This is a genomic window from Armatimonadota bacterium, from assembly GCA_036504095.1.
Classification (GTDB): Bacteria; Armatimonadota; DTGP01; order JAKQQT01; family JAKQQT01; genus DASXUL01.
The window spans coordinates 82315-108692 of sequence record DASXVS010000045.1; the positions used below are offsets into that span (position 1 = coordinate 82315).

Consider the following 26378-nt stretch of genomic DNA (forward strand, 5'->3'; position numbering starts at 1 on the left):
CCCCGTGGTTTCGCAGCGAGGAGCCGTCAATGGCCATGCGCTTTCAAACATTGCCGAGATCCAGCCAGAACGTCATCGTTCTGACGGTCGTCGCCGCGACGGCGGCGGCGTTCATCTCGCTGAGATATCTGGATCTGGTACGTATGGACCCGGTGGACCTATTCGCCGCCTGCGCCATATGCTCCGCCCTGGAGCTGGTTCAAATAGAGCTTACGGCGGACAAGAGCCGCATGAGCCTGAGTTTTGCCGGCCTCCTCGGTGTAATCATGCTTTTCGGCCCTGCTGCCGGCGCGTTCGTCGGAGTCATAGAGGGCGCCAGCGGAAACTTCATCCGCCACGACCCCGTCACAAAGCGCCGGCGTTTCACGTGGCCGGACATGACAAAGCTTACCTTCAACACCTTCAACCACTCTCTGAGCGCCTGCGCTGCCGGGTTGGCGTTCATCTGGACCGGTGGAACGCCCGGCACGATCAGCCAGGATTCGATCATGCCTGCGTTGGTGGCGACCACGGTGTATTTCCTCATCAACACTTGGGGCACTGCGGCCGTGGTCGCGACGACGAAAGGGCTGAACATTCCACAGGTGTGGCACGAAAACTTCCTGTGGACGGCGCCACAGTCGCTCATGTCGGCCTCGTCAGTGGTCGTTGGGCTCTGGGTGTACTGCCAGTGGAAGCTCATCTGGATCGTTGCGCTGGTGCTTCCGCCGATCTATGTGGTGTACTACTCGTACCGCCTCTACATGGACAAGATCCGTAAGGACCTCGAGCACATCAGCGCACTGGCCAACCTGAACAACTCCGTGATCGCCTCTCTCGCCACCGCCATCGACGCGAAGGACCACTACACGAATAAGCACCTCTCCCGCGTTCAGACGTATGCCCTGGCCATATCAGAATACCTTGGCCTTTCGCACGACGAGCACGAGGCCGTCCGATGCGCCGCGCTGGTGCACGATATCGGCAAACTGGGAGTCCCCGAGCATATCCTCACCAAGCCGGGCAAGCTGACCCCCGAGGAATACGAGCGGATGAAGACGCACGTGGAAATCGGCGCCGCTATCCTCGGGCCGGTTCAGTTTCCGTGGCCCGTCGTACCCGTCGTTTTGGGGCACCACGAGCGCTACGACGGTCTCGGATATCCGCAGGGCCTGAAGGGGGAGGAAATCCCCATCGGCGCCCGTGTGATTGCGCTGGCTGATGTCTTTGATGCGCTGACCTCCGACCGGCCCTACCGGAAGGCGATGACGCACAAAGAGGCTTTGGATTACCTGAGCAAACAGTCCGGTTCCCACTTCGACCCGAAGTGTGTGGAGGGGTTGCTCAAGGTGATGGACGAATGCGAAGCGCGTTTGGCCGCACTGTCGGATGGTGAGCCCGAAGGGCTGGGCGACATCGTCCACACACGGAAGATCAGCGACGACGTTATGGAGAAGATCGCCAAAGCGAACTCCGAGTTCTACACGTTCTACGATCTCAGCCACGCCGTCCGCGGTCCGCTGACGCTGGACCATTCACTCAATACGATCATCGAGAAGATCCAGATGCTCGTGCCCTTCGACACCTGCGCCATCTTTCTCGATACGGATACGGACCAGCTTCAGGTCGCCGCCGTCTCGGGACGGTATGCGGAACTTCTATACGGTATGAAGGTGACCGTTGGGGAAGGCCTCAGCGGACGCGTCTACAAGGACCTCCAACGAATTGTCAACGGTCCCGCGACGAATGACGTGGGCCGCAAGATTCCCCACACCGAAACGCTTGAACTCAACGCGTCTCTGGTCGTTCCGCTGCGCGCTAACGGGAAGGCCCTGGGTACGATCAGCGTGTACCATTCCAGCTACAACATCTACACCGACGACCACGCCCGCTTGATGGAACTGATCGCGGAGCACGCGGCCAACAACATCTACAGTGCGCGGCGCCTCGAACAGACTGAGGAGATGGTTCTTTCAGATCCGTTGACGGGGCTTGCGAACGCCCTCAGCCTGAACAATGCCCTCACGCGGCGCCTCGAAGAGTCCCGCAAGACCCACGAAGCCTTTGCGGTGGTCCTCATCGATCTGGACAATTTCAGCCTGGTCAACGAATCAGTCGGTTATCCCGCCGGCGATGAGCTTCTGAAAGTGGCCGCCAATGCGATGCAGGGAGGCGTTCGGTCGAAGGACCTTCTATCCCGATATGCGGGCGACGAGTTCATTCTGGTGGTTCCGAACGCGGATTTCGACCTGGTATCCCAAGTGTGCCGGCGCCTCACCGAGTCGGTGGGAAGGATCAAGTTCGCCGATCGGCAGCACCTCGGCGCCAGCGCGGGCTTCGCGCTCTATCCGGACGACGGCCTCAACGCCAGAGACCTGATCGAGAAAGCCGAAAACCGTATGTTCGCGGAAAAGAACAGCCGCAAGCAGACAGGCTGAACTAGGGCGTATGGAAATGGGGAAACGAGGGAATGAACCTGTTCATTTCCTCGTTTCCCCATTTCAGATTGTCTCAGCCTTTGGCCTGGTTGGCGACTGCTTCGGCGGCGCGCTTGGCGGCTTCCGGATCGCCGAGATAGTAGCTCTTGATCGGCTTCAGGTCGGAATCCAGTTCGTAGACCAGCGGGATGCCGGTGGGGATGTTCAGCGCGACGATGTCCTCTTCGGAGATGTTGTCGAGATGTTTGACCAGGGCGCGCAGGCTGTTGCCGTGGGCGGCGATGAGGACCTGCTTGCCGGCCTTCACATCCTTCGCGACAACGTTTTCCCAGTAGGGGATGACGCGGGCGACCGTCTCCTTGAGGCTTTCGGTGAGCGGCAATTCCGCCTTGGTCAATCCGGCGTATCGGCGGTCTTTGCCCGGATAGCGCTCGTCATCCGGCGTCAGCGGCGGCGGCGGGATGCTGTAGGAACGACGCCAGATTTTCACCTGGTCCTCGCCGTGCTGCCGGGCGGTCTCGGCCTTGTTCAGCCCCTGCAACTGACCGTAATGGCGCTCATTGAGGCGCCAATCCCGGACGACGGGCACCCACATCTGGTCCAGTTCGTCCATCACGATCTGCATCGTGCGAATGGCCCGCTTGAGCACGGACGTATAGACCACGTCGAACTCGTAGGCGCCTTCCCTCAGGAGGACGCCGCCGGCCGCGGCCTCCGCCCGACCCTGCTCGCTGAGATCAACGTCATACCAGCCTGTGAAACGATTGTCCAGATTCCACTGACTCTGTCCGTGGCGGAGCAACACGATCTTATACAACTCTGTGTTCCTTTCGTACGAAAAACGCGTGGCCCATGGCCCAAATCACGGTAGCAATGCCGGGCGGACAGCGGCAAACGTCCTCCGTTGGCGGGAAACTTGACGGAGTTTGCCCGGGTCCGCCCATTCTGAACAAAACCGGGTGCGATACGGCGTTCGGTCGCAGATCGACCCGGCCATGTTCAGGCAGGGAGGTGTGGTGCGATGTATAATCTGGTGATTCACAACGCGAAGATTCTGGACGGGTCCGGCGCGCCGGCGTACCGCGGCGGGATCGCCGTGAAGGGTGACCGGATCGTCGAAGTCGGCGAAATCACCGGGCCCGGCCGCAGTCATATCGACGCAGAGGGCCTTTGCCTCGCGCCGGGCTTCATCGATATGCACAGCCACACGGATCACAACCTCCTGGTGAACCCCACCGCCGAAAGCAAGACGACGCAGGGTGTCACCACCGAGGTGTGCGGGAACTGCGGCTCGGCTTCCGCCCCATTGCTCGATCCGAAGGACCGCGAGAGCATCCTCCAGTTTCTCTCCGAAAACGGCAGCGAAGCGGACTGGACCTCAATGGAGGAGTATTTCGCCACCCTCGAAAACAGCGGAATCGCGCCCAACTTCATGACTTTCGTGGGACATGGCAGCCTCAGGGCGGGCGTGGTGGGCTACGATGACAGGCCGGCGACGGAAGGCGAGATGGCGCGCATGCGAAGCCTCGTCGCCGAGAGCTTGGCGGCGGGCGCGGTTGGTCTTTCCAGCGGACTCATCTACGCTCCGGGCTGTTACGGCGGGACCGCCGAAGTGACCGAACTCTGCCGTCCGGTAGGTGAAGCCGGGGGGGTGTACAGCACCCACATGCGCAGCGAAGGGGACCATCTTCTGGAGGCGGTTACGGAGTCCATCGCGATCGCCGAGGAGAGCGGGGCGCGGCTTCAGATCTCACATCACAAATCCTGCGGCCCGGCAAACTGGGGCAAGGTTCACGGCTCCCTGGCGCTCATTGATTCGGCGCGCGCCCGTGGTCTGGATGTGGCTGCCGATCAATACCCATACGTCGCCACGTCCACCGGCCTTAGCGTGAACGTTCCCCAGTGGGCGCACGACGGTGGTGACGACCGCCTGATAGATCGCCTCCAGGATCCGGCCCTGTCGGAGCGTCTGAAGGCCGAAACGACCTGCGCCGTGGAAGACGGATACGCCGATCCTGTTCAGGGTTGGAAGGACATCGTTGTGGCGTCGGTCAAGTCTGCGGCGAACAAATGGACGCAGGGGCTTTCGGTCTTCGAGATCGCGCAGCGATGGGGTGTTGAACCGTACCCGGCGCTTGTCCGCCTTCTCGTCGAGGAACGGTGCCACGTGGGTATGGTACACTTCACGATCTCTGAAGACGATGTTGAAACGGTGATGAGGGCGCCGTATGTGATGGTGGGCTCAGACGCCACCGCCCGGGCACTCACCGGTCCGCTGGCGCTCGGCAAGCCCCATCCCAGGACGTTTGGCACGATGCCCCGCGTGCTGGCGCGATACGTGCGTGAGAAGGGGGTTCTCACACTGGAAGAGGCGGTGCGCAAGATGACCAGCCTCCCCGCGGGGCGTCTCGGCCTCGCGGACAGGGGACGCATCGCCCCGGGCTATGCCGCCGACATCGTGTTGTTCGATGCCGGTACCGTGGCCGATGCCGCGACGTTCGCGGATCCCTTCGCCCTGGCTCTTGGAATCCCGCACGTATTCGTGAACGGTGTGGACGTTGTTCACGATGGGCGCGTGACCGGCAACCTGCCCGGCCGCTGCCTGCGCTTCGGCCGGCCTCAGTAACCGGCCTGTTTGTCCACCACGTTTCTCAGGGGTTCGCCGGCCAGGTAGCGCCGAAGGTTGTCCTGAAACAGGTCCAGTGTGCGCGCCAGACTGTTGGGGCTCGCTCCGCCGCTGTGCGGAGCAACGATGACCTGCGGCAGATTCCATAGCGGGCTGTCGGACGGCAGCGGCTCTTCGACGAACACATCCAGCCCCGCGCCCGCGATTCGGTTTTCCCTGAGAGCCTCAATCATCGCGCACTCATCGATCAGGGCTCCGCGTGCGATGTTGATCAGCCTCGTTGTGGGCTTCATCATCGCCAGTTCCGCGGCGCCGATAATATGGCGCGTTTCGGAGGTGAGAGGCGCGCACAGGACAACCCAGTCGGCCTCGCCCAATGCGCCGTGCAATTCGCCGGCCGGGAGAACGGTGTCCACATTGGGCGTCACGATATCGTTTCGCCGTCGGGTTCCGATCACCCTCATTCCCATTGCCTTGCAGAGGGCTGCGACCCGGGCGCCGATTCCGCCAACGCCAACGATCAGGACTGTCGAGCCGTTAAGCTCGCCGCCGCGCAGCCCGGACCACTTGGCGCGATCCTGCTGGCGGATCATCTCCGGAATACGCCGGGACAGCGCGAGCATCATCGCCAAAACGTGCTCGGCAATCGGGATGGAGTAGACGCCGGCCCCGTTGGTGAGAACGATGGGACGCTTCAGCAACGCGGGGTAAAGGGCGTGGTCAACGCCGGCGCTGGCCAGGTGAACCCATTTCAGGCTGACCGCCGCGTCAAGCACATCGGGCGTGAAGAAATGGCCGGAGAGCGGGAAAAACACTTCGGCATCCCTTACCTCGCGCACCAGATCGCCGCCCGGAGCCACGAAAACGACCTCGTGACCGGCGGCGCTCGCTCGCAGTGAGGACTCGAACGGGCCGACCAGACTCTCATCCCCGGCGTACCAGGTTGCCGTACTCAAGACGATTCGCATAGCACCGTCACAATAGACAGCCGGGTACACGGTCGTCCACATCGGGCCGGCCCGCAAATGCACTTGTGAGCGCGTTTGGAGCGGCGCATAGAATGCGTAATGACACCCATATACGCATCGGCCCGGTCCCGGGCCATTTCAGTCCGTTGGCCGGCCTACCTTCTCAAGCTGCTCCTGGCCAGTTGGGGGATCGCACTGGCCGCCCATTTCCGCGTAGTCCTTCCCTGGAGCCCCGTTCCGATCACCGGTCAGACACTCGCAGTGGCGATCGTCGGCCTCTCGTTCGGGCCCGCGATGGCCTTCCAGGCCGTGTGCGCCTACCTTCTGCAGGGCGCCGCCAGCCTCCCGGTGTTCGCCGGATCGAGCGCGGGGATCGCTGCGTTGACCGGCGCCACGGCCGGATACCTTGCGGCGATGCCGTTTGCCGCGTCAGCCGCGTCCGCACTCAGCCGCAGGGGGGCGAAATCGTACCCGATAGCCGTCCTGGCGGCGTGGCTGAGTTCCGCCATCGTGCTTCTCGCGGGAACGCTGTGGCTTTCGCATTTCGTTCACGGATTCCGCGCCGCTCTCTGGGCGGGCCTCTATCCGTTCCTCCCCGGGGAGGCGATCAAAGGTGTCGTAGCCGCGGGGTCGGTCGCCGGAATCCGGCGCCTGCGCCGCAGGTAGATCGGCTTCGCCCCAGCGGCGCGGGGCGTGACAACGCCTTGTCCCGCCGCGTTTGAAATGGTAGACTTAATGGGTGCGTCGACCGGACGCCCACAACTGCTGCGAACGGTTCCCCCCCGCACCTACCGCGATACCCGAGGAAACTTCCCACGCGCACACCGCGTATAGGCCTCAAAGGCGAAATATGGCTTTGCTCGACACGATTGGAGGTCCGGATGACCTCAAGAAACTGACCCGCGACGAAGTGGTAGCCCTTGCCGCGGAGATTCGCGAGAGGCTGATCTCCATCATCAGCGTAAACGGTGGTCATCTAGCTCCCAATCTCGGGACGGTGGAGCTCACTCTGGCGCTCCATCGCGCCTTCAACAGCCCGACAGACAAGTTTGTCTGGGACGTCGGCCATCAGGCGTACGTTCACAAACTGGTCACCGGCCGCGTTGGGGCGTTCCCGACATTGCGCCAGTACGGAGGGTTGAGCGGCTACTGCAAACGCACCGAGAGCCCGCACGATTTCTTCGGCGCCGGACACGGAAGCACGTCCATCAGCGCCGCGCTGGGCTTTGCCATCGGGCGCGACCTTTCAGGCGGGCAAAACAATGTCGTTGCGGTAATTGGGGACGGGGCGATGACCGGCGGGATGGCGTTTGAGGCCCTTAACCACGCCGGGCACCTCCACACCAATTTGCTGGTTGTCCTGAACGACAACGAGATGTCGATTTCGCCGAACGTCGGCGCGCTGCATGCCACCTTCACACGTATCCGGACCAATCCGGCATACATCAAGGCTAAAGGGCGCATCGAATCAATCGCGCGAAAACTGCCGATGGGCGGGCAGATGGTCGAGTTCGCGGACAAAGCCCGCGACGCGGTCACCACGGTCGGCACTCCGGGCACCTTTTTCGAAAGCCTGGGCTTCACGTACCTTGGCCCCATCGACGGCCACAATATCCCGCTTCTGGAGGAGACACTGGCCCTCGCGAAGAGCCTGACCGGCCCGGTGCTTCTGCATGTTCTCACGCAGAAGGGAAAGGGCTATCAACCGGCAGAGGAGAACGCCGTCCATTTCCACGGAGTTGCGCCGTTCGAGATCGAGACGGGGGCAGCCAAGAAGCGCGCCAACGTTCCCACCTATTCCGAAGTGTTCGTAGGCGCCATGCGCGAACTGGCCCGCCGGGACGACAAGATCGTTGCCGTGACCGCAGCGATGCTGGAAGGCACGGGGCTCGTCAAGTTTCAGAGCGAGTTCCCGGACCGGTGTTTCGACGTGGGCATGGCCGAGCAGCACGCAGCAACGTTCGGCGCCGGGATGGCCGCCGAAGGAATGAAGCCGGTCGTCGCCATCTACAGCACGTTCCTCCAGCGCGCGTATGACTCGATCATCCACGACGCGTGTATTCAGAACCTCCCGATCACATATGCACTGGACCGCGCGGGCATTGTCGGAGAGGACGGGCCGACGCATCAGGGCGTGTTCGACATGGCTTACATGCGATGCGTGCCAAATCTCGTCGTGATGGCGCCGTCAGATGAAGAGGAATTGCGGCGCATGCTCAAGACGGCGGTGGATCACCCTGGCCCCACCTCGCTGCGCTTCCCGCGAACGAACGCCGAGGGCGTGGAGGTGAGCGCCGATATTCAGGCACTGCCCATCGGCGAGGGGGTTGTCCGGAGGACGGGGTCCGACGTCGCGCTGGTGGCGATCGGCTCGATGGTCTATCCCGCGCTTGCCGCCGCCGACCTGCTCTCGAAGGACGGCATTTCGGCATCGGTCGTAGATGCCCGCTTTGTGAAGCCGCTCGATGTCGACCTCATCTCGCGGATCGCTCTCGACCACCCGCACGTCATAACGATCGAGGAAGGCTGCCTCCAGGGCGGCTTCGGGTCCGCTGTGCTCGAGATGCTGGAAACGCGCCAGATTCGCAATGCCAGCGTGACGCGGCTGGGGCTGCCGGATCGCTTCATCGAACACGGTCCGCGCCAGATTCTGATGGGGAAATATGGTCTGGACGCGGAGGGGATAGCGGCGACCGTATCGCGCATTCTCGGCCCGGTGGTGTCGGGACTGAGCCCCGTTCTCTAGGGAAATCGTATCCTTGCCCCTCTACGAATATCGCTGCGCCGACTGCCGCAAGCGCTTCACCGTGCTGGTGGGTGTGGTGGCGGCCGACGACCCGGTTTCCTGCACGCGATGCGGGAGCCCCCGGGCCTCGAGGCTGGTGTCCCGTTTCTCCCGCCTTCGGTCCGAGGACGAGGTCCTGGACACTCTGGCGGACTCCTTCGATGCCGGATCCGTGAACGAGGACGATCCCGCGTCGGTGGCCCGCTTTATGAAGAAGATGGGCGGCGAGATGGGGGAGGACTTCGGGGACGACTTCGAGGAAGCCATGGCCGATGAAATGGCCGGCGAAGGTGGCGGGGAAGCCGAATAAACAAAGCCCGGGCGCTGACTGCGCCCGGGCTTAGCGTTGCGAGTTCAGGATTACAGAGTTGGGAACTCGCCGATCCGCAGGTTTGTGCTGCCGTAAGGGATCAGCAACACGTCCTCCAGCGGCTCTTCCGAGGTTACCGGGCTTTGCGGGAGCGGACCCGCGGAGTTCTCAACCAGATCCCACCCCGGCAGGCGCTTCGCCTTCGCGTGCAGGACCACCGGGGCGGATTCCGGGGCAAAGGGAACAGGTCCGAGGGGTCGCGTTTCGGTGGTGAAGCCGGCCTTCACGTCAAGCGCGTAATTCCACGGTGTCGTCGGGAACACTTCCCAGTCCGCGTGGGGCTCCTCGCCCTTCAGTTTTCGGAACTCCTCACCCATCTGCAGGGCGAACACCAGCGGGCCGCGGACGATGGATGCCGCGTTGTGATAGCGGCGCTCGACCCGGGTCTCTATCGGCAGGTAGATGTCCACGACATCCTTATCCTTCCACTCCCGTTCGATTCGATGGTACGTTCCCGCTTTGACGTCCTCGAGGGGCGTTCCATTGACGGTGATGCTCGCGCCCTTCACCCAGGCCGGAACGCGAACGAGCAGGGGGAAGGTGGTTGCTTCGGCGATGGATACGGTCAAGCGGATCGAGCCGGCAAACGGGTAGGCGGTCGTCTCGGAAATCGTGACGTCAACTCCACCGGCCACTTTGGCCTTCACAACGCTCGGGCCGTACGCAACAACCGCCAATCCGCCGTCCAGCGTGGCCATCCACATATGGGCAACCAGTTTCGGCCAGCCCTGGTGGTAGTTGGCCGTACAGCAGCCGAAATTGGGCTCCAGGCCGTAAGTGTTGGAATCCGGCAGATTGTTCGTCCATTGTCGCGGTGCGACTGTACACAGGACCTGATTCACCTGCTGGTCGTACTGATGCGCCCACATATCCGGCGTGAACGTCGCGGGAAGCGCGTTGTAGGCGATGCGTTCGAGGCGATCTCCGAACGCGGGATCCCCGAGGCACGCGGTCAGCAACTCCAGCGAATACATGTACTCGACCACGGCGCACAACTCGGTACCCTGCGACGGGTCTTTCCCCGCATAATGCTCGTCGCCCGTGAAAACGCCGGTGACCTGTCCGTGGTACTCGTCCAGCATCTCCATCGTCCGGTAGACGCTGGCGCGGTCGCCGTCGTCACCTGTGATACTCCAGGCAGTGCCGCCGGACTTGACCGCCATCGCGCTGTTGACGACGTGGTTGTCCCGCGTGCAGTCTTCGGGTGGGGTTTTCACCGTGTACCGGAAATTCTCGAAGTGGTCGCGCCAGTCGTAACCCTGCTTGCGGACGGTGTCGGCTACGTCCGCGATCCATGCCTCGCCGGTCTGCCGGTAGAGCCACAACAGGCTGATCGCCAGATCGGCCCAGCGGTGCTGTCCCCAGTCGAACAGCGGGCGTTCATCCAGCGTGTCCTTCAGATAGCGGGCGAAGCCTGTCATGACCGTAAGCACGCGCTCATCTCCGGTCGCTTCAAAGTGCTGTGTGAGGGCCTTCAGGACAATGGCGACAGGCCATTGATCGTAAGGCTTCCTGTCCAGCGCCTGTACGGGGCCGATCCAGCCGTCGGCGGTCTGCATCCCCAGAATCGAATCGGTCCACCGCTTAGCCATGGCTTTCAGCCGGTCATCGTCCAGTACGTAAGCGAGGGCGATGAGTCCATCCAGGTAGTACGGGCCGCGTTCCCAGCCCTCGGTCTCGCCGCCCAGCCACATGGAGTCCGGGCCGACATCCGGCCAGAATTCCTCCAGGTGTCCGGTCAGCCCGTTCGCCTGCACGCGGCACTGGTCCAACAGCCAGCCGAGCGGCTTTACGGAGCCGAGAGGGAGCGGTATGAGGGCTTCGGCCTTCAGGGGTGGCCGATTGACTGGGTAAAGGCTCATGTGTGGAATCCTCAGGCGAAAAAGACCGGCAAGATGCAAGGGGCCGCCCGCGCATCGCGCGAACGACCCCTGAATGGTGGACCTGGGGGGATTCGAACCCCCGACCTCCTCGTTGCGAACGAGGCGCTCTCCCAACTGAGCCACAGGCCCGGACCACGCTTAGTATAACACGCGAGGGGAAGCGCGTCAAACCCCCGGAATGGCCGTTCCGTTCAACGGTGACCTATAGTGGAATACAGTGCCGCGACTATTCGGCGCCTGCCCTTCGGCGGAACACCGGGGTCCCTCAATCGGGAGATCGCGGCCTTCTGCTGGGGGGCGGGAAACAGCAATCGGAGAAGAAAGCCTATGGACGACGAGATGGAGACAGCAACCCCCACGGGTGCAGCGAAAGCCGGAACCAATTACCACGCCCAATTGATCCCAGAGACCGAACCCTACACCGCTTTGTCGATTATCCCTCTCGGAGGGGCCTGCGAAATCGGCAAAAACATGACAGTCTACGAGCAAGGCAACGACATCATCGTCGTCGATTGCGGCCTTATGTTCCCGCAGGCGGAACAGTTGGGTGTAGACGTCGTCATCCCCGACATCTCGTACCTGCTGATGCATCAGGCGAAGGTCAGGGCGATATTCCTGACCCATGGGCATGAGGACCACATCGGCGCCTTGCCGTATGTTCTCGCGCAGATAAACGTCCCGATCTACGCAACACGGCTCACCATGGCGCTCATCAAGTCGAAATTCGATGAATACGACATGTGGGATGACATCGAAGCGCATGAGGTCCAAGACAGCGAAACCGTCAAGGCCGGCGCCTTCGAGGTCCAGTTCATCCACGTTGCCCACTCCATCCCGGACGCGTGCAGCCTGGCTATTCGAACGGAGATGGGCACGGTCATCCAGACCAGCGATTTCAAGTTCGACCAGACACCCGTGGATAACCGGCCGAGCGATTACGCGACCTTCAGCCGCTATGGCGACGAAGGGGTACTGGCCCTTGTATCGGACACGACCAACGTCGTCCGTGCGGGGCACACGCCCAGCGAGCGCACGGTGGTCAAAGCGCTGGACGAGATCTTCAGGACGGCGACCGGCCGCATCATCCTTGCGACGTTCGCGTCCAATATCAACCGCGTGGGCCAGGTCATCAAGGTTGCGGAGAAGCACGGGCGGAAAGTTGCGGTTGTCGGCCGAAGCATGGAGAAGAACGTCAAGATCGCCATCGCCCTCGGGTACATCGAGGCCCAGGACGGCACGCTGATCACGGCCGGGCAAGTTGAGCAGCAGCCGGCTTCCCAGGTGGCGATCATCACGACAGGGAGTCAGGGTGAACCGCTGGCGGCTCTTTCACGCATGGCAACGGACGACCACAAGAAGATTCAGATCGATCCGGGCGATACCGTCGTGCTGAGCAGCACCCCCATCCCCGGCAACGAGAACGAGGTGTACCGGGTGGTGAACAACCTGTTCCGCCTGGGCGCCAATGTGATCTACAGCGAGCAGAACCCCGGCATCCACGTGAGCGGACACGGCAGTCGCGACGAGTTGACCATGATGATCAACCTCACGCGTCCTCAATACCTGGTCCCTGTGCACGGAGAGTATCGCCACGTCGTTACGTTCGGACGGATGGCCGCCGACCTCGGGTTTAAACCGGACCAGGTGCTCGCGCCGGAGGTGGGGGATATCCTGGAGTTTACCGACGAGGGCGCCGAGATCGTGGGGCGTGTGCCCAGCAGCGGAAGCGTGATGGTGGACGGGATCGGCGTCGGCGACGTCGGCGATGTTGTCCTGCGAGACCGGCGGCATCTCGCCGATGAAGGCATCGTTATCGTAACGCTCGCCCTCCACAGCGCGACAGGGGACATCGTCTCGGCGCCGGATATCGTCAGCCGCGGATTTGTTCTCGAAACCGAGAGCGAGGATCTGTACGAGCGGGCGAAGGAAGTCGTCCTGAAGGAACTGGCCGACATCGAGCCTGATTATACCGGTGAATGGACCGTTGTGAAGACCGACCTGCGCCGCGCGCTCAACAAGTTCTTCCGGGCGGAAACGCGCCGCCAGCCGATGGTTCTCCCGGTGATTGTGGAGGTCTAGTGGAAAGCGCCGCACGTCCGCCGCGACGCAGTGGATCCCGGTTCTCTCTCGTCCCGCCGGACGGGTCGGCCGCCGGGACGGTGCTATACTAACGCCGTGAATTGGGTTGACGGCGTGATTTTGGGCATCGTCATCGTCTATGCGCTCACGGGTCTGCGCCGAGGGTTCCTCGCGGGATTCGCGGAGGTACTGACGATATTCGTTGCATTCGGGGTTGCGATCGAGCTCTTTCGACCGTTGGGCTCGACGCTGTCACACGCACGGGGCTGGCGGCCGGGCATCACTCAGGGCGTGGCCTTTGTGCTCTTGTGGCTGGGCGTTCAACTGGTCCTTGGCCAGGCCGTGCATTGGTGGCACAAACGGCTTCCCGAGGAGACCCGCAAGGCACAGGCCAATCGAATACTGGGGCTTCTGCCCGCCGGGATGAAAGGTCTCGTCGCCGCCGCGCTTTTCGCCACCATGCTGAGCCTTTCCCCTGGCGGAAGCGCTTCGTCCGACGCCGAGGCGTCCCGCCTGGGACCGCCGATGGTTTCGGTGGTCATGGCTTCGGAGAAGGCGGCGTACAACACGTTTGGCGACGCGATCAGCGAGATTCAGGACTTGTACGGGCCGTCCGGTGAGGTGTTGGGGTCCCGTGGCCTGCAGTTCAAGACCACCCACGTGGCGCCGGACCCGGTTGCGGAGGCGGCCATGCTGGGGCTTCTGAACGCGGAGCGTGAAAAGCGGCATTTGAAGCCGTTGACCGCCGATGAGCGGTTGCGGAAAATCGCCCGGAGGCATTCGGCGGATATGCTGGCGAAAGGCTATTTTGCGCATAACTCGCCGGATGGAACGACGCCCTTCACCCGCATGCAGGATGCCGGCATCACGTATAGGGTGGCCGGGGAGAACCTGGCGCTTGCTCTGACGGTTGAGACCGCGCACGATCGCCTGATGCGCAGCAAGGGTCACCGTGACAATATACTGGACCCGGAGTTCGGCAAAGTGGGGATAGGCGCCATGCGCACGGATGTGCGCGGCACGATGTTTACACAGGATTTCACGGATTGAGGAGCGGTGGTTGACGGGATGACGTTACTGTCCATACTGAAGAGCAAGATACACAGGGCTACCGTTACGGATTGCTGCATCGACTATGTGGGAAGTGTGGGTATTGACGAGGACCTGATGGAGCGGACCGAACTGCAGCCCAACGAACACGTGCATGTGTGGAACGTAACAAACGGCGCGCGGCTTGAAACCTATGTAATCCCGTGTCCGCGCGGATCGGGCGTGATCTCCTTGAACGGCGCCGCCGCCCATCACGCGAAGGTGGGCGACAAGGTGATCATCGCATCGTTCTGCCTGACGGATGCGCCGTCCAAGCCCAAGATGGTGCTTGTGGACGAAAACAACCGGTTTGCGTCATGGCTCGATTCGGAGCCGCCGTTGACGGCTTTGGAGGTCTGAACGTGGCTGAAGGCTGGTTTGGAAAGAGATTCAAACGCGACGAAGTGCGGCAGCGCATCGCGGATGTGGCTGAAGGCATGTGGGACAAGTGTCCCAGATGTGGCGAGATCCAGTACAGCGCGGAACTCGTGCGGAACTGGAAGGTCTGCAAGAAATGCGCGTTTCACTTCCGGCTCACGGCGCAGGAGCGTATTGATCTTCTCGCGGATGAGCCCGAGGCCTTCGAGCGCTGGGATGAGGACCTGACCACGGTGAACCCGCTCGCGTTTCCTCTTTACCTCGAGAAACTCGAGGGGCATAAGGAGAAGACGGGCTTGTCCGAGGCCATCGTCACCGGCGAGGCCCGCATCGGGGGTGTTACCGTGGCGCTTGGCATCACGGATCCTCATTTCAAGATGGGCACGATGAACAGCGTGGTGGGCGAGCGCATCGCATTGTGCGCGGAGCGTGCGATCGACCGGCGGATCCCGCTGGTGCTGGTATGCGGCAGTGGCGGCGGCGCGCGCATGGAGGAAGGGATCCTCAGCCTGATGCAGATGGCAAAGACGTCCGCCGTGCTTGGCCGGTTCAAAGCCGAAACCCGCTCGTTCTACATTTCCGTTCTCACCGACCCTTCCATGGGCGGCACGTTGGCGAGTTGGGCCAGCCTGGGCCACGTTGCCTATGCCGAACCCGGTGCGATGATCGGGTTCGCCGGACAGCGCGTATCGGCGCAGGTACAGAGCGGGAAGGTGCCTGCAAACTACCAGTCCAGCGAGTTCCAGTTGGAGCACGGGCAGGCTGACGCCATCGTTCATCGCAAGGACCTTAAGGATACCATCGCCCGTACGTTGCAGTGGGCCGCATAGAAGCCTTCGCCTTACGCACCGAATTGCACATCCGTTGGACTCCGGCGGACTACCGTCCGCTGTCTGGCCACGTACTTCGAACTTGATACTCGAAACTCATCAGATATGTTGAAAAACGCCCTCGATTTTGAGAAGCCAATCGCCGAACTTGACGCGGAGATGGTGAGCATCCAGGCCCAACTGCAGGACGGCGGCCTGGAACAATGGTGCCGAGACCACGGCCGCGACTACGCCGCGGAATTTGCGAAACTGGACGCGGGCCTGCAGCAACTCAAACGTGACCGGGAGCGCCTCATGAAAGACATCTTCAGCAAGCTGACGCCTTGGGAAAAAACACAAGTTGCGCGACATCGCGACCGCCCTCATACGGTTGACATGATCCGCCTTCTTTGCGAGGACTTCCTGGAGCTTCACGGCGATCGCCAATACGCGGATGATGCCGCCATCCTTGGCGGAATCGCCCGTATTGCGGGGCGCGACGTGCTGGTCCTGGGGCATGAAAAAGGCCGGGATCTCAAGGAGAAGGTGCGCCGGAATTACGGCAGCGCGAAGCCCGAAGGCTATCGCAAGGCCGTTCGCCTGATGAAGCTTGCCGAGCGCGCGCGAAAGCCCGTCGTCGTATTTGTGGACACCAGCGCCGCGGACTCTTCGCTGGGGTCCGAAGAACGCGGCATCAGCGAGGCGATCGCAAAGGCGATGGAAGAGATGGCCATGCTGAAGACCCCGACCGTAGTGGTTGTGCTGGGCGAGGGCGGCAGCGGCGGCGCCATCGGACTCGGGGTGGGGGATCGGATCCTCATGCTCGAACACGCGATATACTCGGTCATCCCGCCTGAAGGCTGCGCCAATATACTCTGGCGCGACGCGGCCAAGGCGGACCAGGCGGCCGATGCCCTGAAACTGACCGCCCAGGACGCCCTGCGCCTCGGCGTGATCGATGAAGTCCTGCCGGAACCGCTCGGCGGCGCCCATAGAAGCCCAGAGCTTACGGCCCTTGCTGTGAAAGATGCCGTGGTGGCCGCCCTCGATACCCTTGCCGAATTGTCCTGCGAGGACCTGCTGCGCGAACGATATGAGAAATTCCGGCGAATGGGCCAGTGGTCGCTTCCTGATGCTCCTCTGGTAGCGGATGGCTTGACGGCCGTCGGATAACTGCAGCCGAGGTGAACGAGCCGCTGCGCGACAATATCCCGCCGCCAGCGGAAAAAAACTGTTGAAAACTCTTTCCTCAATGTGGAACGAGGAAAAGAGGAGTGATTCAACAGTGAACGGTGCCGTAAACTACCGATGGAGCATTTGTCTGGCCGCTATGTCCGCCATAGCCGCCTGTTCGATTTCCTCTGTTCAAGGGATTGCCCCGGCGACCATATTCTGGCGCGGCCTGGTTGCCTTCGCGATGGTCTGGGCGTTCCAGTGGAGCCTCTTGGCGGCCTGGGACATCCTGGGCGACGAAACGCCTACGCCGCAACGGGCTCAGGTTCGTCAAGGCGGAGCGTAAGGCATCTCGCAGCGCCCCCCGCCCGCATGAATTCACCCAGTGGGGTTTCGACGCACCGCAGCCCCCATTCCCCAAGCCGGGCCTTCAGGCCCGATGTCGCGCGGTTCATCACAATGGCCCCGTTCAGGCAGACCGCGTTGCAGGCGAAGGCTTCGGCATCCTCCTCGGACACGGCGAGCCTCTGATCTTCAGGCACGGCTCCCTCTATTCGACGCACGCTCTCCGGGTCGAATGCCGGTGGATAATAGAGGAGCCTCCCACCGCTTATGGGGCAGAAACACGTATCCAGGTGGTAGAATCGGGGATCCACCAGCCTCAACGGCTGAACCGACAGACCGGAGGGCTCTACGATATCGCGCAAAGCCGACGCCGCGGGCAGCCCCGTCCGGAAACCGTATCCCAGCCACAGGACAGGCCGGCCGCGGTCGTAGAGGGCGTCGCCGGCGCCTTCAAAGAACACATCGTCGGGCAACGGGGTGATAGCGTACGCGGCATGCTCGGCCCAGCACGCGAAATGGGCCTCTTCGCCGGCCCGTTCCTGATGGCGGAACCGGCTTGGAACGAACCGGTCGCCGAACACCATACCGGCGTTGGCGGTGAAAACCATATCGGGCTGGTGTGGCGACGGGGCAATACACGTGATATCGGCCAGCGGGCTCAGAGCATCGTAAAGGGCCGACCATTGGCTCATGGCCTCCCGAGGGCGCACTTTTCCCGTCTGATCCGCCATCCACGGGTTGATGACGTACTCAACGCCGAAATACTCGGGGCTGCACATCAATATCCTGGGCCGTGCATTCGCGCACATAGCGACCTCCCGGTTACTGGGCCGATGGTTGGCGGGCGACGCTTCATCAGGTCGGCCGACACCTGCCGTATGTGATATCGGACGCTGCAACGCGCTACATTAACAAAGGAGTGCGCGTTCTGCCCGCCGAGATGCCGGGGATGACGTCGCCGCAAAGCCTATGCTAATTGAATCCAAACGCGACCTGGTCATCTTCTGCAACGACATAGCCGATGCGCCCGCCTTGTTCCTGGACACCGAATTTGTCGGCGAGGGACGCTACTACCCCGATATAGGGGCCATCCAGGTGGGGACGCCGGATGTCGCCGCCCTCGTGGACCCGATCGCGATTCCCGACCTCTCTCCCCTGCTGGAGCTTCTGGCCAACGAAAACACCATCAAGGTTTTTCACGCGGCCAACCAGGACCTTGCGATTTTCTATCGCCTCATGGGACGCGCCATGCGGCCGATCTGGGACACCCAGCTTGCCGCCGCCCTTCTGGGAAGCGACGAGCAGATCGCCTTTGTCAATCTCGTGGAGCGCTTGACCGGCAAGCGTCTCCGCAAGGAGCACTCGTTCACCAACTGGCTGCAAAGGCCGCTCGCGGCGGGACAGGTGGAATACGCGCTGGACGATGTACGCTACCTGATCCCCGTCTATGAAGAGCAGCGCCGGCAGATGGAAGAGTTGGGACGCCTGGACTGGGCCACGGAGGAATTCGCCCGGCTCGAACGGGATGAAACGTGGGCTCCCGCCGATCCTACAACGCTCTATCTCCGCATCCGGAATGTTGATCGCCTGAATGGGCGAACCCTGGCGATCCTCCGCGAACTGGTGGCGTGGCGCGAAGATACTGCCCGGAACGACAATATCCCCGCCGGGCGCATTGCCCGCGACGAAGTTCTTGTGGAACTCGCACGCCGCCCTCCGCCCGATGCGCGCCACCTGCGTGACATCCGGGGGTTGACCGCGCAGCAGGCCGACAGATACGGCCGGCAGATGATAGAAGCGGTAGTGGAAGGCGGCCGCGCGGCCCCTCCGCCAGCGCCTACAAGGCAGTCGTTCCCCTCGGCCATGGAGCCAACGGTTGACTTCCTGTTTGTGTGTCTGCGAAGTCTTGCGGTTGAGAAATCTGTCGCGACCGGCATGGTGGCGACGCGCGGTGACATGAGCCAGCTTGCGGTTCGCGGGGAAGAGGCCGATATCGCGCTGATGCGTGGGTGGAGGCGAAAGGCGTTTGGGGACGATCTCCTCGCGACCCTGGAAGGCAAAGCGACGGCGCGGATTATCCCCGAAACGCGGGAAGTTCATCTGGAGTGGCGGCGGGACTGACTCGGGTCAGCCCTTGTCGCCGGTGCGGTCTTGGTGGTCGGCGGCTTCTTCGGCTTTGGCGAGAGCACACTCGGCTTCGCGCTCAGACAACATCGATTCCGCAACTTCGTCGAGGTCCGGGTCGTAGTCGCCGGCCCAAACCTTCGCCTTGAGCCCCATCACGAGGCTGCTCCGTTGCGCATCGTACGCCTGCATCCCGGTGCGCACCGTGATTTCGTCGCGCGACATCACGCGCCGGGTCCAACCTTTCGACTGGTCCGGCGTTTCGCCATGAGACGGCGAATGTGTTTTGTGCGCCACTGCTACCCCCGTATTGCGCCCTAACGGTATCAAATCGATGCTCCATTTCTGGACACACCGGGCGCCTTGTTAGTGCCATCATGGAGTAATCGGTACATTTGTTCGCCCACTTTACCCAAGCCGAACAGATATCTTGACGTTGGTCCTGCATTTGGCTTACCCAATGGGGAGCGCGCCTAAACGGCCTTGACGCGAAAACAGGGACGTCCCGGTGGACGTCCCTGTCAAGAGTCGCGCGCTATCGCACGGAAGCGCCCGGCGGCAGATCGCCCTGGGGGCCCAGAAGGATCACCCTCCCATCCGCCTCGGCCGCGAGGAGCATCCCGTTGCTTTCAATGCCGCGGATCTTCGCCGGCTGAAGGTTGGCGACGACTATGATAGTGCGCCCGATCATTTCCTCCGGCGTGTAGTGCTGCGCGATGCCGGCGACGAGGTTTCGAGGCTCGTCCTCGCCCACGTCGATCGTCATCTGCAGCAGTTTGTCGGCCTTCGGAATGCGTTCGGCGGTCAGAACCTTCGCCACCTTCAACTGGACCTTCTTGAAGTCGTCGATGGTGATTCGTTCAATATCAGGGATATCCGGAGCCGCAACGGCCGGGGCAGGCGCCGTCACCGCTGGCTTGGCTTCAGGCTTGCGGGCGGGGTCTATCCGCGGGAATATTGGTGTGCCGGTTTCAACGCGTGTGCCCGGCGCCAGACGTTGCGGAGTGCAGGCGGAGGCCCAGGTCTCGGACGATAGCGGGGTGGTGCAACCCAATTGTTTCCAGATCGCCTCCGTTGCGTTTGGCATGAACGGTCGGAGCAGAATCGCCGCAGACCGAACGCAGTCCAGCACGGTATAGAGCACCGTGCCGGCCTGTTCCGCCTTGCCCTCTTTCATCAATTTCCAGGGGGCCTGCTCGTCGATGTACTTGTTGCCTGCCGTGACGATGGTCCAGATCGACTCGATCGCGGCCTGCAATTGAACATCGTCCAACGCTTCCGCCGCGCCGGCCGCGGCCTTGGTCACGATGTCCGAAGTCGCCGGGTCGAGTCCCGATGGTTTGGGCAGCACACCTTCGAAGAATTTGCCGACCAGCGACAGCGTGCGATTCAGGAGGTTGCCGAGATCGTTGGCGAGGTCTCCATTGAAGCGCTTGGTCAGGGCCGCGCGGCTGAAATCCGCATCCTGTCCGAACGGGACCTCACGGAATATGAAATAGCGCACCGCGTCAACAGAGACTTTCACGTCGCAGCCGCTCTGTTCCGCCAGTTCCTGGGCGACGATGTACGGGTCGACGGCATTCCCTTTAGACTTGCCGATCTTCTCGCCCTCCACGGTCCAGAACCCGTGGCCGATCAGGCGGTCCGGAAGCGGAAGCCCGAGGGCCATCAGCATGCCGGGCCAGAAGGTGCAATGGAAGCGTACGAAGATGTCCTTACCCATCAGCTGGACATTGCACGGCCACCACTTCTTGAACGTCGTGTCGTCGGTTCCGTAGCCGACGGCGGTCAGATAGTTGATCAACGCGTCGAACCAGACGTAGATGACGAACCCTGGATCGCCCGGGACCGGGATGCCCCAGCCTTCGCCCTTGCGAGTGATGGAGACGTCGCGCAGACCTTCTTTGATGAACTGCACGACCTCATTTCCACGGAACGATGGGCCGAGGAATTTCGGATGGGTCTCGATGTACTGCAGCAGGCGGTCGCCGTACGCGCTCAGACGGAAGAAGTAGTTGTCTTCGCTGACGCGCTCCACGGGGCGCTGGCACTCCGGGTTCGGACAGTGCGCCACCCCGGCGTCATCCATCACCACCTGGGTGTCTGTCCAGAATGTTTCATCGGGGACGCAGTAGTAGCCTTCGTAGGTGCCCTTGTAGATGTCGCCCTGATCGCGCAGCCTGGCGAAGATATCCTGCACCAGGTTGATGTGGCGCTGTTCCGTCGTCCGGATGAACTGGTCATAGTCGACGTCCAGCCGTTTCCACGTCGCTTTGAACTCCGCGGCAAGGTCGTCTACATATTCTTTCGGATCGCGCCCCGCTTCGCGGGCCACTTCGAACACTTTGGGGGCGTGCTCATCGGTTCCGGTAAGGAACAGGACGTCGTCACCACGGAGCCGGTGATAACGGGCTAGCACGTCGGCGGCGATGCTTGTGTAACTGTTGCCGATATGCGGCAATCCATTTACGTAATAGATAGGGGTGGTGATATAGAACGTTTCGGCCATTTGAACTCGCTTCCAGTACGGAACGGCGCCGGTGAGGCGCGGACATCCGTATCAGTATAGACAGACCCAACACGACGGGTTGACATCATGCGGTCCGCCTTGGTATGATTCATCGGGTGCGCGAATATCTGTCCGTACACCGAGGGGGAGGCTTTCCTGCGCCAGTGAGTTCGCTTGAAGCGATGATCGGCAACCGCGGGATATCAGCCCTTCCGCATCGGTGAATCTGAACCGGAAGGAGGGGAGATATATGGCGCAAGTACAAGTCAAACCGAGCGAATCCATCGACAGCGCCCTCCGGCGGTTCAAGAAGCAGATTCAGGAATCTGGTATTTTGAAGGAAGCCCGAGAGCACGAGCATTACGAGAAGCCCAGCGAGCGTCGCCGAAAGGCGGCAGCCGCCCGCCTTCGCAAAATAGCGAAGGCCGCCGAAAAGGATAACATCCGCTAGTTGAGCTTTGTGCGCACCAAGGCTTTGAGACCCGTCCCCCCGGACGGGCCTCGCGGTTTTTGGGGCCGCATCGAACGCCGCGTTCCGGCGGCGCCAGCCGCGGTATACTGAGAACATATGAGCGATTTTCCTGTCATTTCCGCGCTGGCCCAGACGCTTCTGGGACATAGCCGCGAGGACCTGTGCAAGATGGCCGCCGCGTTGGGCCAGCCCGCGTACCGAGGCAACCAGATTGCCGACTGGCTGTATGCCGGCAAGTGCGCAAGTATCGACGAGATGAGCAATCTGCCCAAGGGATTCCGCGCCAAACTCGCCGAGCGCGCCCGCGTTGGTACCCCGGAGGTCGTCGCCGCCACCGGGGCGCCGGACCGCACGGCCAAATTCCTTCTCGATTTCGACGGGGTGCGCGTGGAGACGGTCCTCCTGCCTTCGGACGACCGCGTTTCCGTGTGCGTTTCGTCCCAGGTGGGCTGCGCCGCGGGCTGCACCTTTTGCGCCACCGCCACGCTGGGCCTGACGCGGAACCTTAGCGCAGGGGAGATCGTGGCCCAGGTGCTGGTCGCGGCACGGGCTCTGGAATCCGCTCCGTGGTACGCTTCGCAGCAACCGGGCGCTCGTGCCGTCAACCACGTGGTCTACATGGGCATGGGCGAACCGCTGTGGAATCTCGAGAATGTCGTCAAGTCGATTCGCCTCCTGAACGAGGAGGTGGGAATCGGGATGCGGGGCATCACCGTCAGCACCGTCGGCATCCCGGATGAGATCCGGCGCCTCGCCGATTACAATCTCCAGATCACTCTGGCGGTGAGCCTTCACGCGGGCACAGAGGAAACCCGGCAGGCGCTCGTCCCGGTGGGGCGAAAGTTCCCGCTCAACCAGGTGCTGGAGGCGTCCCGCTACTACTTTGACGTCACGGGGCGTCGTGTGACGTATGAATACGTGCTTCTGAAAGGGGTGAACGATTCGCCCGAAGAGGCGTTCGCGCTCGCCAACAGGATATCAGGGGTTCCCGCCCACGTGAACCTCATCCCGTGGAACCCAGCCGAATCACGCGGGTCATTCGAGCGCCCCCGTGGCGACGACATCCGCCGGTTCCGCGCAGTGCTGGAGCGGGCAGGTGTCGCCGTGACGCAGCGCCGGGAGCGTGGACAGGGTATCGCGGCGGCGTGTGGACAGCTTGCCGGGAGCAGGTAGTGGCCAGTTGAATGGTCGAAGAGAAACTACAACAGGTTCTCGGAGCGCTGCCGCGTTATGAGCCGCGGCCGCAGCAAACGCGCATGGCGCAGGTCGTTGAGCGCGCCATCGCCGAAGGCATCAGCGCCGTTGTGGAGGCCGGGACCGGCAGCGGCAAGACGATGGCGTATCTGATTCCCCTTCTGGGCCAGGAGGGATGCGCCGTCGTATCCACCGGCACGATCGCCCTTCAGTCCCAGTTGATGGACAAAGACCTCGTCTTCCTCGCCGAGACGTACGGCCGTCCGTTCAATTTCGCGCTCGCGAAGGGCCGGCAGAACTACCTTTGCCCCATGCACATGGAAGAGGCCGACCGGGCGCTGCCACCCATCGGCGAAGAGCGTCAGCAACTGGACGACATCATTGAGTTGTGGCGCGCCAATACGTGGGATGGGGATGTCGCGACGCTGCCGTTTCGGGTTGAAAACCGCCTCTGGCGGCAGGAGCTGACGTGCGCCAGCGAGGAGTGCCACGGGCCGCGGTGCGAACACTACCACCGATGCCCCTATATGGATGCCCGCGCCGCGCTCGAGGGCGCCGACATCATCGTGGCGAACCACGCGCTGTACATGACCGATGTGGCCAGCGGCGGATTTGTCCTGCCGAAGCACAACATCGTGGTCTTCGATGAGGCCCACAAAATCGAAAGCGCCGCGACCGACGCGTTCACCGTCCAGATCGGCCGCTACGCCGCCCGCAATCTCCTCCGAAAGATCGCTAAGCGTATCAAGGGTATCCCGTGGCGCGTCGAGCAGGTGCTGGCGGATGCGGACGAACACTACGCCGATTGGGCAGCGCACGGCAGTTTCAGAACTCGACGGATCTGGCGCGATCCGAAACTGCTCCAGATCGCGCAGGAGTTTGACGCCGCCCTCGCCGACGCGATGGATTTCATCAAGGACACCCCGGTCGAGGATTACAACCTCTTCGAGGAAAGCGCCGAAGCGGCGAAGGCGAAATCGATCCTCCAGCGGGACTCGCTGCTCCTGCAAACACAGGGGCTGCAGATGCGATGGAAACACTTCGCCGGGGTTATGAGCGATGAACCCAATGGCCCCAACGATTTCGTTCATTGGCTGGAGTGCCAGACCTCCGGCCTTCGCTCCAAAGGCGCGCAAGGCGAGGCGCAAACGTTGTTCACGCTCAAATCCGCGCCGTTGGGAATCGACGACCACCTGCGGGAGTCTCTCTGGCCCCACAAGACCGCCGTGTTGACCTCCGCGACCCTCGCGACGGAGAACTCTCTGAACTACGTGAAGGGGCGGTGGGGGCTGGACATGGCGATGGACGTCATCCTGCCGCCGGCCTTTGACTACGAGACGCAGGCGGCTCTCTACGCCCCGGCGGATATGCCGTCGCCCAACGCCGTAACCTACAACGAAACCGTCGCGCGGACCGCTGTGCCCTTGCTCAAGCGGACCGAAGGCCGCGCGCTCTTCCTCTTCACCGCGTACAAGGCGATGCGGGAAGTGGCCGAGATACTGAAGAGCGTCCGCCTGCCGTATCCGATCATGACCCAGGACGAGTGGCCGCGCCCCAAGCTGCTGAACTGGTTCCGCGGCGAGAGCAATCCGATCCTGTGCGCCACCGCATCCTTTTGGGAAGGCGTGGACCTGCCGGGGTCCAACCTGAGCTGCGTTATCATCGACCGGATCCCGTTCGCTCATCCTGATGACCCGGTGGTCCAAGCCAACACGGAACGCCTCAAAGCGGAAGGCAGGGACTGGTTCAATGAATACAGCCTGCCGGCGGCAATCCTCACGCTGAAACAGGGCTTCGGCCGTCTCATCCGCTCGCATACGGACGTCGGCGTGGTGTGCATCATGGACCCCCGCCTCGTGACCATGCGGTACGGCCGCGTGGTTCGCGAGTCGCTGCCCAACGCTCCTCTCATCCGCAGCCTCGATGACCCCGTCTTCGAGCGTCTCTTCCCGCGCTGATCCCGGTCCGGGCGGTTGGAACGCCATGCCGCCCCTGCGTCTTCTATATACCAGGAGGCACGAATATGGCCAGGAACTGGGCTCTTGCCGCGGCGACTCTGATCTTGCTGAGTGGCTGCGGATTGAATACGCCGCCGAGCGAGGCGCGCGTTCGCGCGCCGGAGTTTGTGGGCGGCAAGGCGGACTGGATCAACACGTCACCCATCACCTTGAAGGAGATCCTGCGGACGCACAAGACGCCGGACGGCAAGCCCGTTGCGGCGATCCTCGTGGATTTCTGGGAGTATACGTGCATCAACTGCATTCGCACGATGCCGTACCTGAAGGAATGGAACAAGCGCTACTCGGACAAGGGCCTGCTCATCGTGGGCATCCACACGCCGGAGTTCGGGTTTGCGCACGACGGCAAACACGTGGCGGAAGCCGTCAAGCGCTTCGGTCTGACATATCCCATTCTCGTTGACTCGGACCACAGGAACTGGGACGCCTACAGCAACCAGTACTGGCCCCGCCACTACCTCATCGACTCCCGAGGCTACATCGTCAGCGACCATGCCGGAGAGGGCGGATACTCCGAAACCGAGCGCGAGATACAATCTCTCCTGAAGCGGTATGACCCGGGAGTGGCCCTGCCGAAGGTGATGGATGTGGTCCGCGAGACCGACCGCCCGGACGCGGTCTGTTATCCGGTTACCGGGGAGACGTACGTCGGCTACGAAAGGGGGCAACTGGGCAACCGGGGTGGGTACCGTCGCGACGTCGCGGCGGATTACGCGGATACCGGCCGGTACGAGGACGGGGTTCCGGTGGCGGTAGGCTCGTGGCGCGCCACGCCGGAGGCGCTGATCCACACGTCCACGCGACCCGATGACGCGATATTGCTGCGCTACCACGCGTTGGACCTTTACGCGGTGATCAAGCCCGAAGGCGGTACGCCGCTGAGGGTCTACGTCACGCAGGATGGAAAGCCGCTCCCGGTGGCCGACAAGGGCGCCGATATCCTGTTCGATGAGCAGGGCCGGCCGTATTTGAACGTCGATTCGCCGCGCATGTATGCGATCGCGCACAATGCGAAGTTCGGCCAGCACGTTCTGGGGCTATCGTCGCCGTCTTCGGGCTTCGGACTGTATTCGTACACCTTCGGCTCGTGCACCGAGTAGCTCTTGAGGCGTGGGGCGGGCACGGCCTACGCGGGGCTA

Annotated in this window: 21 protein-coding genes and 1 tRNA gene; 15 read left to right on the plus strand and 7 right to left on the minus strand. The window is 62.4% G+C overall.

The genetic code is table 11. From position 1 onward, the window contains the following. The first annotated feature begins 35 nt into the window (after nt 1-35). Nucleotides 36-2417: an HD domain-containing phosphohydrolase gene (locus VGM51_10210; GenBank protein HEY3413413.1), complete on the plus strand. Its 2382-nt coding sequence runs from the start codon at nt 36-38 to the stop codon at nt 2415-2417. A 73-nt stretch (nt 2418-2490) separates the two neighbouring features. Here the strand turns inward: VGM51_10210 and gpmA are convergent, their stop codons facing one another. Next, nucleotides 2491-3234: a 2,3-diphosphoglycerate-dependent phosphoglycerate mutase gene (gene gpmA / locus VGM51_10215; protein HEY3413414.1), complete on the minus strand. Its 744-nt coding sequence runs from the start codon at nt 3232-3234 to the stop codon at nt 2491-2493. Between the two features lie 204 nt (nt 3235-3438). Between gpmA and VGM51_10220 the strand changes: the two genes are divergently transcribed. Further along, on the plus strand, nt 3439-5043 hold the full coding sequence (locus tag VGM51_10220) for a D-aminoacylase (protein HEY3413415.1): 1605 nt from the start codon (nt 3439-3441) through the stop codon (nt 5041-5043). Here the strand turns inward: VGM51_10220 and VGM51_10225 are convergent. Then, entirely contained in the window at nt 5037-6011 is a 975-nt protein-coding gene (locus VGM51_10225) for a D-2-hydroxyacid dehydrogenase (GenBank protein HEY3413416.1), read from the minus strand. The genes VGM51_10220 and VGM51_10225 overlap by 7 nt on opposite strands. A gap of 99 nt (nt 6012-6110) precedes the next feature. Between VGM51_10225 and VGM51_10230 the strand changes: the two genes are divergently transcribed. The 3 genes from VGM51_10230 (at nt 6111) to VGM51_10240 (ending at nt 9106) form a co-directional block, all read left to right on the plus strand. Beyond that, nucleotides 6111-6677, plus strand: coding sequence for a biotin transporter BioY (locus VGM51_10230; GenBank protein ID HEY3413417.1), 567 nt, complete (start codon nt 6111-6113; stop codon nt 6675-6677). Nucleotides 6678-6861: 184 nt separating this feature from the next. Beyond that, nucleotides 6862-8757: a 1-deoxy-D-xylulose-5-phosphate synthase gene (gene dxs, locus VGM51_10235; GenBank protein HEY3413418.1), complete on the plus strand. Its 1896-nt coding sequence runs from the start codon at nt 6862-6864 to the stop codon at nt 8755-8757. Nucleotides 8758-8770: 13 nt separating this feature from the next. Then, on the plus strand, nt 8771-9106 hold the full coding sequence (locus VGM51_10240) for a zinc ribbon domain-containing protein (protein ID HEY3413419.1): 336 nt from the start codon (nt 8771-8773) through the stop codon (nt 9104-9106). Nucleotides 9107-9156: 50 nt separating this feature from the next. Here VGM51_10240 and VGM51_10245 read toward each other — a convergent pair whose 3' ends face one another. Continuing rightward, nucleotides 9157-11028 (minus strand): beta-L-arabinofuranosidase domain-containing protein, encoded by a 1872-nt coding sequence (locus VGM51_10245; protein HEY3413420.1) that lies wholly within the window; start codon nt 11026-11028, stop codon nt 9157-9159. 74 nt (nt 11029-11102) lie between these two features. Beyond that, nucleotides 11103-11178, minus strand: a tRNA-Ala gene (locus VGM51_10250). A 198-nt stretch (nt 11179-11376) separates the two neighbouring features. Here VGM51_10250 and VGM51_10255 point away from each other — a divergent pair. From VGM51_10255 to VGM51_10275, 5 genes are all read left to right on the plus strand, one after another. Further along, on the plus strand, nt 11377-13128 hold the full coding sequence (locus VGM51_10255; protein HEY3413421.1) for a ribonuclease J: 1752 nt from the start codon (nt 11377-11379) through the stop codon (nt 13126-13128). A 96-nt stretch (nt 13129-13224) separates the two neighbouring features. Then, entirely contained in the window at nt 13225-14178 is a 954-nt protein-coding gene (locus VGM51_10260) for a CvpA family protein (GenBank protein ID HEY3413422.1), read from the plus strand. 18 nt (nt 14179-14196) lie between these two features. Then, nucleotides 14197-14577, plus strand: coding sequence for an aspartate 1-decarboxylase (gene panD / locus VGM51_10265; GenBank protein ID HEY3413423.1), 381 nt, complete (start codon nt 14197-14199; stop codon nt 14575-14577). After that, nucleotides 14535-15425 (plus strand): acetyl-CoA carboxylase carboxyltransferase subunit beta, encoded by an 891-nt coding sequence (locus VGM51_10270; GenBank protein ID HEY3413424.1) that lies wholly within the window; start codon nt 14535-14537, stop codon nt 15423-15425. The genes panD and VGM51_10270 overlap by 43 nt, the downstream gene beginning before the upstream one ends. Before the next feature lie 105 nt (nt 15426-15530). Next, nucleotides 15531-16577: an acetyl-CoA carboxylase carboxyltransferase subunit alpha gene (locus VGM51_10275; protein HEY3413425.1), complete on the plus strand. Its 1047-nt coding sequence runs from the start codon at nt 15531-15533 to the stop codon at nt 16575-16577. Nucleotides 16578-16882: 305 nt separating this feature from the next. On the opposite strand, the gene VGM51_10280 is transcribed toward VGM51_10275, so the two are convergent. Continuing rightward, nucleotides 16883-17731: an arginine deiminase-related protein gene (locus tag VGM51_10280; GenBank protein ID HEY3413426.1), complete on the minus strand. Its 849-nt coding sequence runs from the start codon at nt 17729-17731 to the stop codon at nt 16883-16885. Between the two features lie 160 nt (nt 17732-17891). On the opposite strand from VGM51_10280, the gene rnd reads away from it, so the two are divergent. After that, a complete protein-coding gene (gene rnd / locus VGM51_10285) occupies nt 17892-19043 on the plus strand; it encodes a ribonuclease D (GenBank protein HEY3413427.1) in 1152 nt (383 codons plus the stop codon). Between the two features lie 6 nt (nt 19044-19049). Here the strand turns inward: rnd and VGM51_10290 are convergent, their stop codons facing one another. Both VGM51_10290 and metG read right to left on the minus strand, forming a co-directional pair. After that, nucleotides 19050-19343 carry a hypothetical protein gene (locus VGM51_10290; GenBank protein ID HEY3413428.1) on the minus strand — a complete coding sequence of 98 codons (294 nt, stop codon included), beginning with the start codon at nt 19341-19343 and terminating at the stop codon, nt 19050-19052. Between the two features lie 238 nt (nt 19344-19581). After that, a complete protein-coding gene (metG, locus tag VGM51_10295) occupies nt 19582-21555 on the minus strand; it encodes a methionine--tRNA ligase (protein ID HEY3413429.1) in 1974 nt (657 codons plus the stop codon). Nucleotides 21556-21805: 250 nt separating this feature from the next. Between metG and rpsU the strand changes: the two genes are divergently transcribed. The 4 genes from rpsU (at nt 21806) to VGM51_10315 (ending at nt 26339) form a co-directional block, all read left to right on the plus strand. Continuing rightward, the gene (gene rpsU, locus VGM51_10300) at nt 21806-22006 is read left to right on the plus strand and encodes a 30S ribosomal protein S21 (protein ID HEY3413430.1); all 201 of its coding nucleotides are present in this window, start codon (nt 21806-21808) and stop codon (nt 22004-22006) included. Between the two features lie 117 nt (nt 22007-22123). After that, nucleotides 22124-23200, plus strand: a complete 1077-nt coding sequence (gene rlmN / locus VGM51_10305; GenBank protein ID HEY3413431.1) for a 23S rRNA (adenine(2503)-C(2))-methyltransferase RlmN — start codon at nt 22124-22126, stop codon at nt 23198-23200. Between the two features lie 11 nt (nt 23201-23211). Further along, on the plus strand, nt 23212-25179 hold the full coding sequence (locus VGM51_10310; protein ID HEY3413432.1) for an ATP-dependent DNA helicase: 1968 nt from the start codon (nt 23212-23214) through the stop codon (nt 25177-25179). Nucleotides 25180-25244: 65 nt separating this feature from the next. Then, nucleotides 25245-26339, plus strand: a complete 1095-nt coding sequence (locus VGM51_10315; protein HEY3413433.1) for a redoxin family protein — start codon at nt 25245-25247, stop codon at nt 26337-26339. Nucleotides 26340-26378: the final 39 nt, after the last annotated feature.

Bases quoted from the DNA above. Each gene is read 5' to 3' on its own strand.
- VGM51_10315 (HEY3413433.1), top strand. From the start codon at position 25,245: ATGGCCAGGAACTGGGCTCTTGCCGCGGCGACTCTGATCTTGCTGAGT.
- rlmN (HEY3413431.1), top strand. From the start codon at position 22,124: ATGAGCGATTTTCCTGTCATTTCCGCGCTGGCCCAGACGCTTCTGGGA.
- VGM51_10280 (HEY3413426.1), bottom strand. From the start codon at position 17,731: ATGTGCGCGAATGCACGGCCCAGGATATTGATGTGCAGCCCCGAGTAT.
- VGM51_10225 (HEY3413416.1), bottom strand. From the start codon at position 6,011: ATGCGAATCGTCTTGAGTACGGCAACCTGGTACGCCGGGGATGAGAGT.
- VGM51_10230 (HEY3413417.1), top strand. From the start codon at position 6,111: ATGACACCCATATACGCATCGGCCCGGTCCCGGGCCATTTCAGTCCGT.
- VGM51_10270 (HEY3413424.1), top strand. From the start codon at position 14,535: ATGGCTCGATTCGGAGCCGCCGTTGACGGCTTTGGAGGTCTGAACGTG.
- rpsU (HEY3413430.1), top strand. From the start codon at position 21,806: ATGGCGCAAGTACAAGTCAAACCGAGCGAATCCATCGACAGCGCCCTC.
- dxs (HEY3413418.1), top strand. From the start codon at position 6,862: ATGGCTTTGCTCGACACGATTGGAGGTCCGGATGACCTCAAGAAACTG.
- VGM51_10245 (HEY3413420.1), bottom strand. From the start codon at position 11,028: ATGAGCCTTTACCCAGTCAATCGGCCACCCCTGAAGGCCGAAGCCCTC.
- VGM51_10275 (HEY3413425.1), top strand. From the start codon at position 15,531: ATGTTGAAAAACGCCCTCGATTTTGAGAAGCCAATCGCCGAACTTGAC.
- rnd (HEY3413427.1), top strand. From the start codon at position 17,892: ATGCTAATTGAATCCAAACGCGACCTGGTCATCTTCTGCAACGACATA.
- metG (HEY3413429.1), bottom strand. From the start codon at position 21,555: ATGGCCGAAACGTTCTATATCACCACCCCTATCTATTACGTAAATGGA.
- panD (HEY3413423.1), top strand. From the start codon at position 14,197: ATGACGTTACTGTCCATACTGAAGAGCAAGATACACAGGGCTACCGTT.
- VGM51_10210 (HEY3413413.1), top strand. From the start codon at position 36: ATGCGCTTTCAAACATTGCCGAGATCCAGCCAGAACGTCATCGTTCTG.
- VGM51_10310 (HEY3413432.1), top strand. From the start codon at position 23,212: ATGGTCGAAGAGAAACTACAACAGGTTCTCGGAGCGCTGCCGCGTTAT.
- VGM51_10255 (HEY3413421.1), top strand. From the start codon at position 11,377: ATGGACGACGAGATGGAGACAGCAACCCCCACGGGTGCAGCGAAAGCC.
- VGM51_10220 (HEY3413415.1), top strand. From the start codon at position 3,439: ATGTATAATCTGGTGATTCACAACGCGAAGATTCTGGACGGGTCCGGC.